Consider the following 13,729-nt stretch of genomic DNA (forward strand, 5'->3'; position numbering starts at 1 on the left):
CGAAAGCGTGAGTGCAACGTAGCGGCAGCAGCACGATGTTGGTCACGAAGGCGTTATCACAGGATGTGATGCTTTTAGCCTTCGTTCCTCTATTGCTGATCCCCAAGGAGTCGCCCGGTCTTCCCTCCAATCAACCAATTCACTTAGCGTGTATCTTCTGGTATGACACTCTAATTTATAATGATAAAACGAAACTTCAGCAACGAATGTTTTATGTGCGAAAGTGAAGTGGTAGCAGCATCAGATACAAACCCTTTAAGTTATAAGTTTATTCAGTTCGAATATGATGAGTAGGCAAAGCGTCCACTTTTTTAAATGGAAGAAATTTACAATAGCGCTACACTATTGTTGATTGGAGTGGAAGGCTACTCGACTCCCGTGGGAAAGCGAGACAGGCGAGACCTTGCACGGAGCGCAGCTGAGGAAGCGACTCGACGCTCGCCCACAGGAAAGCGAGTAGCCTGGAACGGAAATCATTCCCTTGCTTTGCCGCAAAGCACACTTTATTTAAAATGATACCTTAATTACATTGATACAAATTTTTCAACTACAAGGGAGCCAACATATGAAGTTGTTCTTTTTAGGATGCGCATGTATTGTTTTTCTGGCATATGTATTTTCAGTTAACTTTTAAGGCAAGCTTGTAGTAAACTAGAGAGTAAGAAAAGGAAAGAGAGGGAATAGGATATGCCAACACCTAGTATGGAGGACCATATCGAACAAATATATTTATTAATCACTAATAAAGGGTATGCTCGTGTGTCTGACATTGCTGAAGCATTATCTGTTCTTCCTTCTTCTGTTACAAAAATGGTTCAAAAATTAGATAAAGATGGTTATTTAGTTTATGAAAAATACCGTGGCCTTACATTGACGCCTAAAGGAGAAAAGCTTGGAAAACGTCTTGTACAGCGCCATGAACTTCTAGAGCAATTTTTGCGAATCATTGGTGTAGATGAAGAGCGAATATACAATGATGTAGAAGGTATCGAACATCATTTGAGTTGGAATTCAATCGATCGAATTGCGGATCTTGTGCAAGTAATGGAAGAAAATCCGGACATCGCGAAAAAACTAGAGGCATCTAAAACACATCATAACTTTTAATCTCTATCAGCGAATGTTTTGTGTAGCGACAGCTACAGATGTTAAAGCCTTCGGTGAAGTTTTTTTGCGAAAATGATGGTAAGAAGGAAAGGAAGACAATATGAACGAATTAAAATCAGGTGAAGTTGTTACATTAACTGTGTTAGAGCAACAAGCATCGAAATGGATCTTAACAAATGGAGTTGATGAACTGCCCTTAAATGCTTCAGAGGTAACAGAGCCACTTGCAGTAGGTGACCGCCTTGAAGTATTTTTATTTGCAGATCGTCGTGGTGATTTAGCAGCTACAACAGCTATCCCATCTTTCGTACAAGGGGAATATGGCTGGGCTCGTGTTCTAAAAGTAGTCGAGCGTGAAGGGGCTTTTGTAGATATCGGTACTTCACGCGAGGTGCTAGTGAAAGCTGAAGATTTACCTGCAATAACAGAGCTTTGGCCAGCACCAGGCGACCATTTATTTATGACATTGCGCACAGATCGCAATGGTGATTTATTTGGACGTTTGGCAACTGAAGAAAAAATTTTGGAATTATATGAAGGTGCATTTGAAGACATGCACAATAAAAACATTAAGGCACGTCCATATCGTTTATTACCAGTTGGCTCGTTTTTATTAGGTGTAGACATTCCGTACCGTATTTTTGTCCATGAATCAGAGCGTAATGAAGAACCTCGTCTGGGACAAGATGTTGTTGTTCGTATTATTGATGTAAAAGACGAGGGTTCGATGAATGGTTCACTTTTACCACGTAAACATGAGCGAATTTCAGGTGATGCGCAAAAAATTTTAAATTACCTACAAGAGGTAGGAGGAAGAATGCCATTTGGCGATAAATCCTCACCAGATGAAGTTCAAGAAATGTTTAACATGAGTAAAGGTGCATTTAAACGAGCGTTAGGTACACTTATGAAAGCTGGTAAAGTGAAACAGCAGGATGGTTGGACAGAGGAAATTTAGTGTAGAAGAAATTCTTCTGCACTAAGAGTATGAACGATTACTAAATGAAATTAAAGAAAATGACGAGAGCCCTTTGAAACCTTCTCGTCTTTTTTTCGTACTAATAATTGTTTAGTAATTGATTGGCATGCATTTTACGGGCCAAATGAGTTTTTGGATGAAAGGGGTCACACAATTTGAAAAAAACGTGGATAAAAATACTAACAGCGACAATGTTAGTATTTGGCGTGATGGCACCCGCAACAGGTTTTGCGGCTGATAATACGCCACCTAAAGCAATTGATGAAAAATTAGGAGTACCGATTGTCGTATATGGTGCAAACTTATCTGAGGCTGAAAAAGAGTCTGTTAAAAAGTCATTAAAAGTGAACGAAGAGCCTGAAGTTGAAGAAATAACAGTATCAGGTCAAGACTTAGCTAAATATATTAAAGATAGTAATTCAAGTTCTCGTATGTATTCTTCTGCCAAAATCACGCGTAAAAATGCAGGAGAAGGATTAGTTATTGAAATTGTTACACCATCAAACATTACACAGGTTACATCTGAAATGTATGCAAATGCCATGCTAACTGCAGGTATTGAAGATGCAACAGTACAGGTGGCTGCACCTAAAGCAGTAACAGGTCATTCAGCGCTTGTGGGAATTTACAAAGCTTACGAAGTAAAAACAGGTGAAAAGCTTGATACTGAGCGTACAGATGTTGCAAATGACGAGCTATCAGTAGCAACGACTCTTACGCAATCGGCAGGAGTGGAAGATGCCAAGGTTGCAGAGTTACTAACAGAAATCAAAAAGGAAATTGCAGAATCAAAGCCAGCGACTAAAGAAGAGGTTGAAAAGATTGTGCAAGAGCAATTAAACAAGCTTGAAATTAATTTAAGTGAAAAGGACCGTCAATTGCTAGTTGATTTGATGAACAAGATTAGTAAACTAGATATTGATTTTGGTAAATGGTCTGAACAATTAGATGATATTAGCAATACGATTAAAGAAAAATTCGGATCGCTAATGGAAGATAAAGGCTTCTGGGAAAGTGTGAAAAATTTCTTTGCTAATTTAAAGGATACAATCGCATCATGGTTTAATTAATCTGGACGCAATTACGCCAAGGCAAAATTGATAGAAAAGAATCTGCAACACTTTCTCCTGATTGCTAGAGAAAGTGAGCGGATTCTTTTTTTATAAGGTTTATATTTTTTTAAAGTGCCACTCGCCAGCTTTGTAAAAATATAAAAAGCTATGGTACTATGATAAAAAGGAGTGGTGAGAAATGGAATTTCAATTACAACAGCTAGCGGATAAAAAGCATGCTTTTGTTTATGAGCAAGAAGGGGAAAGATTAGCGGAAATTACATGGCAGCAAAAGGGTCAAGTAATGGTCATGGATCACACATATGTATCAGATAAGCTCCGTGGCCAAGGGGTGGCCAAAAAACTGTTGGATCATGCCGCAGCCTATGCACGTGAACAAGGCTATAAAATGGAAGCGGTTTGTTCTTATGTAGTTGCAGCATTTGAAAAATCCGATGCTTACAATGATGTAAAACAATAAAGTGAAACTTTAATCAGTGGGGATTTTTTCTTCCCCACTGATTATTAGTCTTCACCAATCGGACGTTTACGGGCAGTTTTGATCCAACCTTACTTCTTTAATTTTGCTAAAATTTTATGGTGAAAACTACTGCCCGTTAACGCGGGATAAAATAAGGCAATCTGCTTATTAATAAGCGGATTGCCTTTTAACTTCTTTCAGTAAATGTTTTTGTAAAACATTTACTGAAAGAAGTTAAATCCTCCAGAGGATGTCACAGAATCGGAAAGGAGTTCTTTGTGCTTGCACAAAGCCGATTCTGGACGCAATTATGCCAAGGCATAATTGATTTTTTATAGACCATTCATGTAGCTCCTTACAGTAAAATACTATAAATTAGTATTGTTAAGATGCCTGCTCCACCTACTAATGAAGCCATGTCTACCCAATCATATACTGAATCTAAATCTTTCATAATAATCACTCTCCTGTTATTAGTATAAATTCATTAATTCCCTTTACTTGTCCTTTGTAATCATAAAAAGTTACAAAAAATCGTAATTATGAAAAATAAACGTTTACCATAAAATTTTGTAGAAGAATAATTAACTATTTGCGAAAAAATATAGATGTACTAAGAAACGTGTTTATATTATGGAAGCGAAGGGGAATAGATGACTCTCTTTTTATATATGCTGTAGCGTATATAAAAATTATGTTTAGTCCTCAAAAAATAGGGAAAAGATATATTACAGAGCTAGTTTTTATATTTTTGGGAGGGATTTATAATGGCGAAACGTAAAGGGTCAGGTGTTATGCTAGTAGGGTTAACTTTAGCAGCATCTTATTTAAGTAAAAAAGAAAACCGTGATAAAGCATTGAGTATGTTTAATAATGCAAAATCTAAATTAGCATCTTATTTGAATACAACGAATATGGAGATGCATGGAAACATTACAGAGCGTATTTCTACTGAAGTAGCGACAGAAGCTGGAACGTCTCCAACAAAAATAGCTTCAAATGAAATGGTTGCTGAAGGTGGAGGGCATACAGGTATCCATTACTTCAATGGAGAAATTCAGGAACAAGAGAAATAACAACAAAACCTTCTCATTTTACGTGAGAAGGTCTTTTTTGTGTACATATGATGATCGTTGCAAATACTAATAATACAATTCCAGTAAATATAAAGCCGCTGACAATACCTAGTGAGAGCCATCCTAGTAATGAGGAACCTAAGACAACTCCTAATGAGAAGAAGGCATAAAAATAACCATAGGCTTTTCCGCGGATTTCTGCCGTCGTAGAGTCGATTAAAAGTGAATTGACTGATGGGAATAAGAAGCCAAATCCGATACCGTAGCAGGCCATTGCAATATAAAGTAACGTACTTGAATCTGCCTGACTAATTAATAATTGACTGATCCCCATTAAACCTATTCCAAGTGATAATGTTTTGATAGGAGCGACCTTATCGAAAATACGGTTAGTGGGCAAAATAAATATGAGAACAGCAATAATGCCAAATGTACTCATCAAGGTACCACTTAAACGTGAATCAAAGCCTAAAGATTGCACTTTTAGTGGAAGGAGATAGGCAATAACTCCTTGAGAAAACATTAAAAAGAATGCACTGGTAAAGGCTTTCAATGTACCTGGATTATTAAAAAGTACATAAAAAGGAATGTTTGCAGTTGAAGCAGACTTTTCTTTTTTTACCTGATTTGATTTTAATAAAAAGAAGGCAAGTATTCCTAACAAGAGCATAAAGCTTGCAGTTATATTAAAAACGAATGGTACGCTAGTACGACTCGCTAAAATTCCGCTAAATGCAGGACCGATTATTGCAGCGATACCAACAAATGCTCCAGAGATAGCACTGCCCTTACCTCTTTTTTCTTGCTTAGTAGCATTCGCTAAAAATGTGAAAGCAGCAGGAACGATAAAGCCTGCAACTAATCCATGTACAAAGCGGACTACTAATAGAATAATAGGATCTTCCACAAAATTATAAAGGGATAGTGAAAGGCCTGTCGTTAAGAGACCTAGGATTAAAATAACGAATGGTCCTTTACGATCTGTTAAAAAACCAGAGATAACATTACCAAATGTATTGGAAAGGGAATACATACCTACTGCTAGGCCGGTAATGAAGGCTGATGCCCCTAAGGATTCAGCATATGTACTCATGACAGGAAGTTGAGTAAATAGGTCGAAAAACGAAAAGAATATAATCAAATAAATAAGTTTCTTCATAGCTCCTCCGATAGAAAATTATATGTTAATGAGAATGAATATCACTCTTATTATACCATTTTCGACAAAAAAGAACGCCTCATAAGGTTTTAACCTATGAGGCGTTCCTGAATAATGAAAATTAAGCTTTAGCAACTTCTTTTTTCATTGTTTTGTTTTTAGCAAGATTTACGTGCCAAGAAAGTGCTTCCTCTAAAATATGAGGTGTTTGATGGCCGCCAGTTGCTTCTAGCGCACGGTTATAGTAATCCCAAAGTTGTTCTTTGTAATCTGGGTGTGCACAGTTTTCGATAATTAAAGGTACACGTTCTTGTGGTGCAAGACCACGTAAGTCAGCAATACCTTGCTCAGTTACGATTACATCAACATCATGTTCAGTGTGGTCTACGTGAGAAACCATTGGCACGATTGAAGAGATAGCGCCGCCTTTTGCGTATGATTTAGTAACGAAAATACCTAGACGTGCGTTACGTGCAAAGTCACCTGAACCACCGATACCGTTCATCATACGAGTACCAGATACGTGTGTTGAGTTTACGTTGCCATAGATATCTAATTCAAGAGCAGTGTTGATTGAGATTAGACCCAAACGACGGATAAGCTCTGGGTGGTTAGAAATTTCTTGTGGACGTAAGCAAATTTTATCAGCGTATTTCTCTAGGTTGCCATATACTTTTTTCTGTAATTCTTCAGTCAGTGTAATTGAAGTAGCTGCTGCAAATTTAACTTTACCAGCATCAATTAAGTTGAATACAGCATCTTGAAGTACTTCAGAAGCAACAACTAAATCTTCAAATTCTGAATTTGCGAAGCCGTCAAGTACAGCGTTTGCAACAGAACCTACACCAGATTGTAATGGCATTAATTGTTTTGTTAAGCGACCCGCTTTAATTTCATCGCTGAAGAAGTCTAATAAAATGTTCGCCATTGTTTGTGTTTCTTCATCTGGCGGAACGATTAATGAAGGAGCATCTGGCTCTTCAGAAATAACAATCGCTTTAATTTTAGCTGGATCTACTTTAATACCGATGTCACCAATGCGTTGCATAGCATCAGTCATTGGGATTGCTTCACGTTGACCTTGCTCACCTGGTACATAGATATCGTGGATACCTATTAACGCTTCTGGATGAGAGATATTTAATTCGACAATAATATTTTCAGCGTAATCAGCGAAGATTGGTGAGTTACCTACAGAGTTTGTTGGGATAATAAGTCCATCTTCTGTAATAGCAACAGCTTCAAGAATTAAATATTTAATTGGTCCAATAATTCCTTGGCGAACTAATTCAGCGTTATGTGAAAGATGAGCGTCAACATATAGGACATCACCAGTGTTAATTAAATTACGGATAGTTGCATCTCCTTGGAATGGTCCACGTTTGCGGATAACACCAGCATCAGCTAAGTATTTATCAACTTCTGGTCCTAAAGAAGCTCCTGTATATACATCAATTTTGAATTTTTCGTTTTTAGCGCGCTCTACTAAAGCCATAGGAACAACTTTTGCGTCCCCCGCACGAGTGAATCCACTCATACCAACTACATCACCGTCAGAAATCAGTGCTGCAGCTTCTTCAGCAGTAACAATTTTACTTTCAAGTTCTTTTAAGCCTAGGCGTTTTTGAACATTTGCATCCATAAAAAAATCCTCCCCTAAAAAGTTTGATGGAAACCGATTACAAAACTAGAAAAAACGCGTAAGAATTTTCTGTTTATTTAGTTGTAGTATGACACCAACCATTTGAATAATACTATCACCAAATTGTCACAATTACTTTAGAAATAGCATTAAATTGAGTAAAAACAGGAAAAATGAGCATAAAAACGAATTTTCGACAGAGAAAACGTTTTAATGTAGAGGTGTATTGTTTTTAGAGAATTTTACTTTTGAAAATTCAGTAATATAATGTGGGGTTATTTTCGTTCCGACTGGTTGGTGAAGAGCATTTAAATTCAGCAAGAAAAAAGTACAGCGAACAATTAAAATGCTCGCTGTACTTATAAAAAAATTAGAAACCTAAAGAACGACGGAAATAACTTGCATAGCGTTGGCTAACTGGAATACGAGTACCGTCTTTCATGATTAATAAAAACGTTGAATGAGAATCTGGTTGAATTTCATCAATGTAGTCAATGTTAACGATATAAGAGCGGTGACAACGTATAAATGAGTCAGGTGCTAAAAATAGCTCAAGATCACTTAGGTTTAAGCGGTGGTAGCCTTCACGACTCATCGTTTTAACAAATGTTTTTCGAAGCTGTGTTTCAAGATAAATAACTTGATCATGTTTGATTGGGTACCAGCAGTCATCAATTTTAATAGTAATGTAGTTCGTTAAAAATGCTGATGGCTTTTGTGGGAAGATTGCAGTGATAGCACCCTTAGTTTCGCCTTCCTCCATTAAAGGAATACTCATGCCATAATATGCTACTCCAAATACATCAGGCTCAATGTAAGAACTAATCTTTTGTCCGTAGTTTAACGCTTTATGAGCTGCTGAACCTTCTTTAATTGGGTCGCCAGGCTTGATCTTTAAATCAACTTTTTTGCTTGCTTGGTAGTACAAGTATTCGTTTGTATCGGAGATTGCGATAGAAGTATTCTCGGGGAAGAACTCTTTAATAATCTCCATAATTTCTTCTATTTGTTTTGGATCCACTATTAACACCTCGTCTAAACTTTTAAAAATAGTATTATCATCTATTTTACTACATATTCATATAAATTATATAGAGAAGATTTCGGAATAAAAAAGAGAAATGTCGATTGATGAAAAATATAGGTGTAAAACGACATTACATAATTTGTAACAAATTTTAAAAAATTACTAATTCGATTTAATATATATATGGTAAAATTTAATTGTGCGACATAAGTTTACGGGGTTTCTACTGTGTATATATGATAAATTAGAACTAGTGTGAAAGACAAAATGTGGTTGAAAGGAAATCGCAGAATATGGTAAAATTCACTGTATAGTCTATTTTTTTTTGTAACTGATGGTATAGTTGGGTTATTTTTATTATATAATATATGAAATATGACTCAATTCGTACAATTGATAAGGAAATACTATTTTCTTATTTTGAAATAAGTAGATTGGTGTCAAGAATTGTAACAGCAATTCGTGCAATCTGAGGAAAGATGGGGAAGATTATGCAACTACATCAACATTCTATGTCAGAAACGATATCCAAAAGATACTTTCAGGAAATCGATAGTATTAACCAATACATCGGTGTAGAAGAATTTTTTAATATTGAGTCTAAATTAATATTTGAAATTTACCATTTAGAATCTGCAAAGGCAAAGAAATCTTTGCATAAATTAATTGATATTCTTTCCATACGTTTTGGCAAACAAGTCATTAAAATTGTTCGAAGTTATTTTTCTGTTTTGTCGTCAATTGTTGCACGTAAATTGCTAGACAATCAAGTTCCTTCGAAAAAAGCTTTTGCTTTTAACATTGCTTGTAATGATATGATTGAAAATCAAATGAAAGACGCAGAATTTTTACAATTCGCTGATGATTTAATTGATTTTTTTGTCTACTTCATCGCAGATCGCAAGCAACCGACTTTTCGTCACCAGACAGTTAATAAAGTAATAATGTATATAAACGATGAATTGGAAAATGACTTAACAGTGGAAAGCATCGCAAATAATTTTCATATAAGTACGAGTCACTTATCACGTATATTTAGAGAACATGTTGGTATTACACTTGTTGAATATCTAAATGTTCGCCGAGTAGAAGAGTCACAGTACTACCTTAGACACACGAATAAAAGTATAACTTCTATTTCAGATCAATTCCATTTCTGTAATCAAAGCTATTTTACCCGCATCTTTAAAAAATATACTGGGGTAACGCCCAAACATTTCCGAGATGAGCTACATCATGAGTTTTATCGTTTCGAGATGGCGGAATCAGAGCTTCAAAACGTTTAAAGTCATAAAAAGATTAATAAATAGATGCGGACGTATTAGCGATGCTAAAGCTCGCATCTTTTTTATGCTTGCTATTTGATAATAATGGACCCGATAATGTATACTTCATTTTAGTTGATAAATAATAGTAGGTGGAAAAATGAAGAATTTGAAGCTATTTTCAATGCTTGGACTTGTCGTTTTTGTTCTTAGTGGCTGTCAAGCTGTGCAAAACAAAGAAGGTTTTTTCTATAGTATCTTTGTAAAACCTATGGAATTTTTATTGGAATTTTTCGGTAATACTATTTTTTCAGGTAGCTATGGTTTAGCAATTATCGCTATTACGGTTCTTATTCGTTTAGTTTTAATGCCGATTATGTTAAAAAATTACCGTCAGCAACAAAAGATGAAAACGAAAATGGATGCGTTTAAGCCTGAAATGGAAGCTGTTCAGAAAAAGATGAAGGAAGCTAAGACAAAAGAAGAGCAAATGCAGTATCAGCAAGAAATGATGGCATTATATCAAAAACATGGCATCAATCCACTCAACATGGGTTGTTTACCAATGTTAATTCAAATGCCTATTATCATGGGTCTTTATTTCTCTATCTTATATTCTACAGATGTGAAATCACATGAATTTTTATGGTTTAGCTTAGGTTCACCTGATATCGCTATGACAATTGTCGCAGGTATTGTTTATTTAGTTCAAGCACGTGTATCATTATGGACAGTACCAGAGCAACAAAAAGCACAAATGAAAATGTTTATTTATATTTCACCCATTATGATTGTCTTTATCTCGATGTCATCTATGGCAGCCCTACCACTTTACTGGTCGGTCAGCGGTGCATTATTGATTATTCAAACATATATCGGTCGGAAATTTTATTCGGAACATCCGGAAAAAGTAAACTCATAAAATTATTTGTCGAGGCGCTTATGTAGCCTCGATTTTTTTAGGAGGACAGTAAGATGAATACAAAGTGGCTATCATCTATTCTAGTCGCAATTTTTAGTATCGCGGCTATCGTATTTATTATCATAGGTAATTTTAACTTTGCGGTATTTGCAATGACTATTATGTTTGCCGTATCTAATGGATTTAGAGCAAAAAGTTTTAAAGAGCAAGGTTATATAAAAGAAGCGAAATGGATGAAGTACATGGCAATCTTTTTCTCAATTGCTTCTATAGTAGTGTTTATTATTATTCTCACAGACTAACAGATTAATTTTGAAATCATGGGTGAAAACCCACACCCTAAATTGTGAACAGTGCTAAAATGAGACTATAGCAAAATAGTAAAAACTAGTATCGGTACTTACTGAAGGACTGTTCTTTGAAGATGTAGTACTGGATAACTTTAAAAGGGGTAAAAAATAGTGAAAAAGAAACGTTTTCCACTCATCCTGGGTGCTTTAATCTCGGTGGCGCTTATCGCATCTATTTTCGTAGTTTATAACTATAAAAATAAACAGATAAGTAATGCATCAGATGAACATGAACAACAAACAGCAGAACCAACTAAAAAAGATTCACCTGTAAAAGAAGAGCCGAAAAATACAGCGGATAATCCGGTGAAGCCCGAGCAGAAGGTAGATGAAAATGGCTATATACCAAATCAAACATTACCAACTGAGCCGACATATATTAAAGGGATTTTATTAGCGAATAAAGTATATCCGCTACCATCTACCTTTGCGCCTGAAGAAAGTCCAGAGGCACGTCAAGCTCTAAATAAAATGCTTGCTGCTGCAAAACAACAAGGTTTTGATTTAGTAGCTTTTAGTGGCTATCGATCTTTTGAATATCAAACAACATTATATAATAACTATGTAAACCGTGATGGGCAAGCTGCCGCTGATCGCTATAGTGCTCGCCCTGGTTATTCAGAACATCAAACCGGTTTGGCCTTTGATATAGGGGAAGTCGGTAAAGATAAATTATGGCTAACTGAAGAATTCGGTGAAACACCAGCAGGCCAATGGTTATTTACACATGCTCAAGACTATGGCTTTATTTTACGATTCCCCCAAAATAAAGAAGACATCACAGGTTATATGTATGAGTCATGGCACTACCGTTATGTGGGTGTAGACATAGCAAAAGACATAAAAAAACAAAATATAACGCTAGAAGAATATCTAGGTGTGAAATAAAAAAAGGGAAGAGAGTTGTTCGTAATGTTACGAACTAGCTCTCTTCCTTTTCTACATTCTACAAGATCGGTGTTAATAAGCGTGAAATGGATTCTTTAAATTTAATTAATGCGGAACGATTTTGGTACATTTCCCAAGTTAATTCAGTGCAATCAAAAATATCTTTTTCAAACAGCTCAGCAAGCTGATGTGAAATCGTTGAGTCATAAATGAAGGCATTTACTTCAAAATTTAAACTGAAACTGCGTACATCAAGGTTTGCAGTACCGATTGTTGATGCTTCATCGTCAATAATGATTGCTTTAGCATGAATAAAGCCCTTTTCATAAATATAAACTTTCGCTCCTGCACGCAATAATTGTCCTACGTATGAATATGTAGCCCAATAAACAAACATATGATCAGGCTTATTTGGAATCATGATCCTTACATCAATGCCTGAAAGCGTCGCAATTTTAATAGCCTCTAAAAAACTAACATCAGGGATGAAATATGGCGTTTGGATATATATATACTTTTTCGCCATATTAATAAGCTTTAAGTAGCCCATTTTAATATGTTCCCAGTCAGAGTCAGGTCCGCTAGACACGATTTGTAAGCCCACATCGCCTTTTTTCGGAATAGCAGGGAAGTAACGATCTGAATAGCCCATTTTCTGTTGTGCGGAAGCTTGGTTCCAATCAAGTAAAAAGCGTGTTTGCAATGGATGGACGGAGCTACCTTCAATACGTAAATGTGTATCTCTCCAATAGCCAAACTTTTTTTGAAGACCGAGGTACTCATCTCCAACATTAAAACCACCAATATAACCAATACGACCATCAATCACAACAATTTTCCGGTGATTTCTAAAATTTAAACGAGGGTTTATAAGTGGCAAAATGGATGGGAAAAATACTTCGACTTCTCCACCTGCAGTAAGCAATTCTTTGAAATGGCGTTTTTTAACATTGCGTGAGCCCATTTCATCATATAAGATTCTTACCTTAACTCCTTGCTTTGCTTTTTTTATAAGTGCATTAACAATGCGTGTACCTAGGTCATCTAAACGGAAAATATAATATTGAATGTGAATATGATCTTTTGCTGCCTCAATATCTGCAAGAAGCTGCTCAAATTTATTTGCACCATCATCAAAAATATCAATGTGGTTATCTTGCGTTAATACAGCATTATTTGTTTTAAGATGCATGTAAATCATTTCTTTATAATTTTCCGCATTTTCGATCCGAAACTCGAACGTATTATCTCGAATCGCTTCTGTCTGATAGCTAATGAGGTTATCGATACCGATATCCTTGCGTCCTTCCCAACGGAATAAATGTTTTTTTCGTAGTTGTCGTCCGAACATCAAGTATAAAATAAACCCACCTAATGGAATGAAAAATAGTACGAGAATCCATGCCCATGTAGAAGTGGCATCTTTACGCTCTAAAAAAATTATGACCATTGCTGCCAAAATATTAACAAACATAATTAAAGGTACTAGATATCCAACATCGGTAAAAATACTCATTCCTACACCTGCCTTTACTATATTTGCGTAATACACTTAGTATAACTTACTTTATAAGTGGAAAGAAGATATGAAATTTGGTTGGTAAGCATGGAAAAGGATTACCTCCAAACAAGAACGAGGTAATCCAAAATCCATTTTGCCTTGTTGTATTGAAATAGTTGTATCGTTGCTTTCGCACAGAAAAAACCGTTGTCGCTGTCGCTACGCTTTCGCACAGAAAAAACCTTTGTTGCTGTCGCTACGCTTTCGCACAGAAAAAACC

Annotated in this window: 13 protein-coding genes; 9 read left to right on the top strand and 4 right to left on the bottom strand. The window is 35.9% G+C overall.

The features are described 5' to 3' along the window. Nucleotides 1-687: 687 nt before the first annotated feature. The 5 genes from mntR (at nt 688) to ACFTQ7_RS22510 (ending at nt 4,695) form a co-directional block, all read left to right on the top strand. A complete protein-coding gene (gene mntR, locus ACFTQ7_RS22490; protein ID WP_079562516.1) occupies nt 688-1,107 on the top strand; it encodes a transcriptional regulator MntR in 420 nt (139 codons plus the stop codon). Nucleotides 1,108-1,207: 100 nt separating this feature from the next. Next, nucleotides 1,208-2,065 carry a CvfB family protein gene (locus ACFTQ7_RS22495; RefSeq protein WP_386831299.1) on the top strand — a complete coding sequence of 286 codons (858 nt, stop codon included), beginning with the start codon at nt 1,208-1,210 and terminating at the stop codon, nt 2,063-2,065. A gap of 176 nt (nt 2,066-2,241) precedes the next feature. Further along, nucleotides 2,242-3,156: a DUF1002 domain-containing protein gene (locus tag ACFTQ7_RS22500; protein ID WP_349661727.1), complete on the top strand. Its 915-nt coding sequence runs from the start codon at nt 2,242-2,244 to the stop codon at nt 3,154-3,156. A 181-nt stretch (nt 3,157-3,337) separates the two neighbouring features. Further along, nucleotides 3,338-3,619, top strand: a complete 282-nt coding sequence (locus ACFTQ7_RS22505; protein WP_386831301.1) for a GNAT family N-acetyltransferase — start codon at nt 3,338-3,340, stop codon at nt 3,617-3,619. Nucleotides 3,620-4,386: 767 nt separating this feature from the next. Beyond that, complete coding sequence (locus ACFTQ7_RS22510) at nt 4,387-4,695, top strand: hypothetical protein (protein WP_349661725.1); 309 nt, start codon at nt 4,387-4,389, stop codon at nt 4,693-4,695. 13 nt (nt 4,696-4,708) lie between these two features. Here the strand turns inward: ACFTQ7_RS22510 and ACFTQ7_RS22515 are convergent, their stop codons facing one another. The 3 genes from ACFTQ7_RS22515 to ACFTQ7_RS22525 all read right to left on the bottom strand — a co-directional run bounded on the left by ACFTQ7_RS22515 (nt 4,709) and on the right by ACFTQ7_RS22525 (nt 8,517). After that, nucleotides 4,709-5,854, bottom strand: a complete 1,146-nt coding sequence (locus tag ACFTQ7_RS22515) for an MFS transporter (RefSeq protein WP_386831304.1) — start codon at nt 5,852-5,854, stop codon at nt 4,709-4,711. A 121-nt stretch (nt 5,855-5,975) separates the two neighbouring features. Continuing rightward, complete coding sequence (gene scpC / locus ACFTQ7_RS22520; protein WP_268638569.1) at nt 5,976-7,496, bottom strand: succinyl-CoA:acetate CoA-transferase ScpC; 1,521 nt, start codon at nt 7,494-7,496, stop codon at nt 5,976-5,978. Nucleotides 7,497-7,866: 370 nt separating this feature from the next. Then, nucleotides 7,867-8,517, bottom strand: a complete 651-nt coding sequence (locus ACFTQ7_RS22525; RefSeq protein WP_049663393.1) for a LytTR family DNA-binding domain-containing protein — start codon at nt 8,515-8,517, stop codon at nt 7,867-7,869. 497 nt (nt 8,518-9,014) lie between these two features. Between ACFTQ7_RS22525 and ACFTQ7_RS22530 the strand changes: the two genes are divergently transcribed. The 4 genes from ACFTQ7_RS22530 to ACFTQ7_RS22545 all read left to right on the top strand — a co-directional run bounded on the left by ACFTQ7_RS22530 (nt 9,015) and on the right by ACFTQ7_RS22545 (nt 11,948). After that, nucleotides 9,015-9,809 carry a helix-turn-helix transcriptional regulator gene (locus ACFTQ7_RS22530; RefSeq protein ID WP_376072704.1) on the top strand — a complete coding sequence of 265 codons (795 nt, stop codon included), beginning with the start codon at nt 9,015-9,017 and terminating at the stop codon, nt 9,807-9,809. Nucleotides 9,810-9,948: 139 nt separating this feature from the next. Continuing rightward, nucleotides 9,949-10,710, top strand: coding sequence for a membrane protein insertase YidC (yidC, locus tag ACFTQ7_RS22535; protein ID WP_349661722.1), 762 nt, complete (start codon nt 9,949-9,951; stop codon nt 10,708-10,710). Nucleotides 10,711-10,763: 53 nt separating this feature from the next. Next, nucleotides 10,764-11,012, top strand: coding sequence for a hypothetical protein (locus ACFTQ7_RS22540; protein ID WP_197141517.1), 249 nt, complete (start codon nt 10,764-10,766; stop codon nt 11,010-11,012). 159 nt (nt 11,013-11,171) lie between these two features. Further along, nucleotides 11,172-11,948, top strand: a complete 777-nt coding sequence (locus tag ACFTQ7_RS22545) for a M15 family metallopeptidase (protein ID WP_386831308.1) — start codon at nt 11,172-11,174, stop codon at nt 11,946-11,948. A gap of 58 nt (nt 11,949-12,006) precedes the next feature. On the opposite strand, the gene cls is transcribed toward ACFTQ7_RS22545, so the two are convergent. Then, nucleotides 12,007-13,464 carry a cardiolipin synthase gene (cls, locus tag ACFTQ7_RS22550; protein WP_386831310.1) on the bottom strand — a complete coding sequence of 486 codons (1,458 nt, stop codon included), beginning with the start codon at nt 13,462-13,464 and terminating at the stop codon, nt 12,007-12,009. Nucleotides 13,465-13,729: the final 265 nt, after the last annotated feature.

The sequence above is a fragment of the Lysinibacillus sp. NPDC056959 genome, from assembly GCF_042674095.1.
GTDB lineage: Bacteria > Bacillota > Bacilli > Bacillales_A > Planococcaceae > Lysinibacillus > Lysinibacillus zambalensis.

Bases quoted from the DNA above. Each gene is read 5' to 3' on its own strand.
- ACFTQ7_RS22515 (WP_386831304.1), bottom strand. From the start codon at position 5,854: ATGAAGAAACTTATTTATTTGATTATATTCTTTTCGTTTTTCGACCTA.
- mntR (WP_079562516.1), top strand. From the start codon at position 688: ATGCCAACACCTAGTATGGAGGACCATATCGAACAAATATATTTATTA.
- ACFTQ7_RS22510 (WP_349661725.1), top strand. From the start codon at position 4,387: ATGGCGAAACGTAAAGGGTCAGGTGTTATGCTAGTAGGGTTAACTTTA.
- yidC (WP_349661722.1), top strand. From the start codon at position 9,949: ATGAAGAATTTGAAGCTATTTTCAATGCTTGGACTTGTCGTTTTTGTT.
- cls (WP_386831310.1), bottom strand. From the start codon at position 13,464: ATGAGTATTTTTACCGATGTTGGATATCTAGTACCTTTAATTATGTTT.
- scpC (WP_268638569.1), bottom strand. From the start codon at position 7,496: ATGGATGCAAATGTTCAAAAACGCCTAGGCTTAAAAGAACTTGAAAGT.
- ACFTQ7_RS22495 (WP_386831299.1), top strand. From the start codon at position 1,208: ATGAACGAATTAAAATCAGGTGAAGTTGTTACATTAACTGTGTTAGAG.
- ACFTQ7_RS22530 (WP_376072704.1), top strand. From the start codon at position 9,015: ATGCAACTACATCAACATTCTATGTCAGAAACGATATCCAAAAGATAC.
- ACFTQ7_RS22505 (WP_386831301.1), top strand. From the start codon at position 3,338: ATGGAATTTCAATTACAACAGCTAGCGGATAAAAAGCATGCTTTTGTT.
- ACFTQ7_RS22540 (WP_197141517.1), top strand. From the start codon at position 10,764: ATGAATACAAAGTGGCTATCATCTATTCTAGTCGCAATTTTTAGTATC.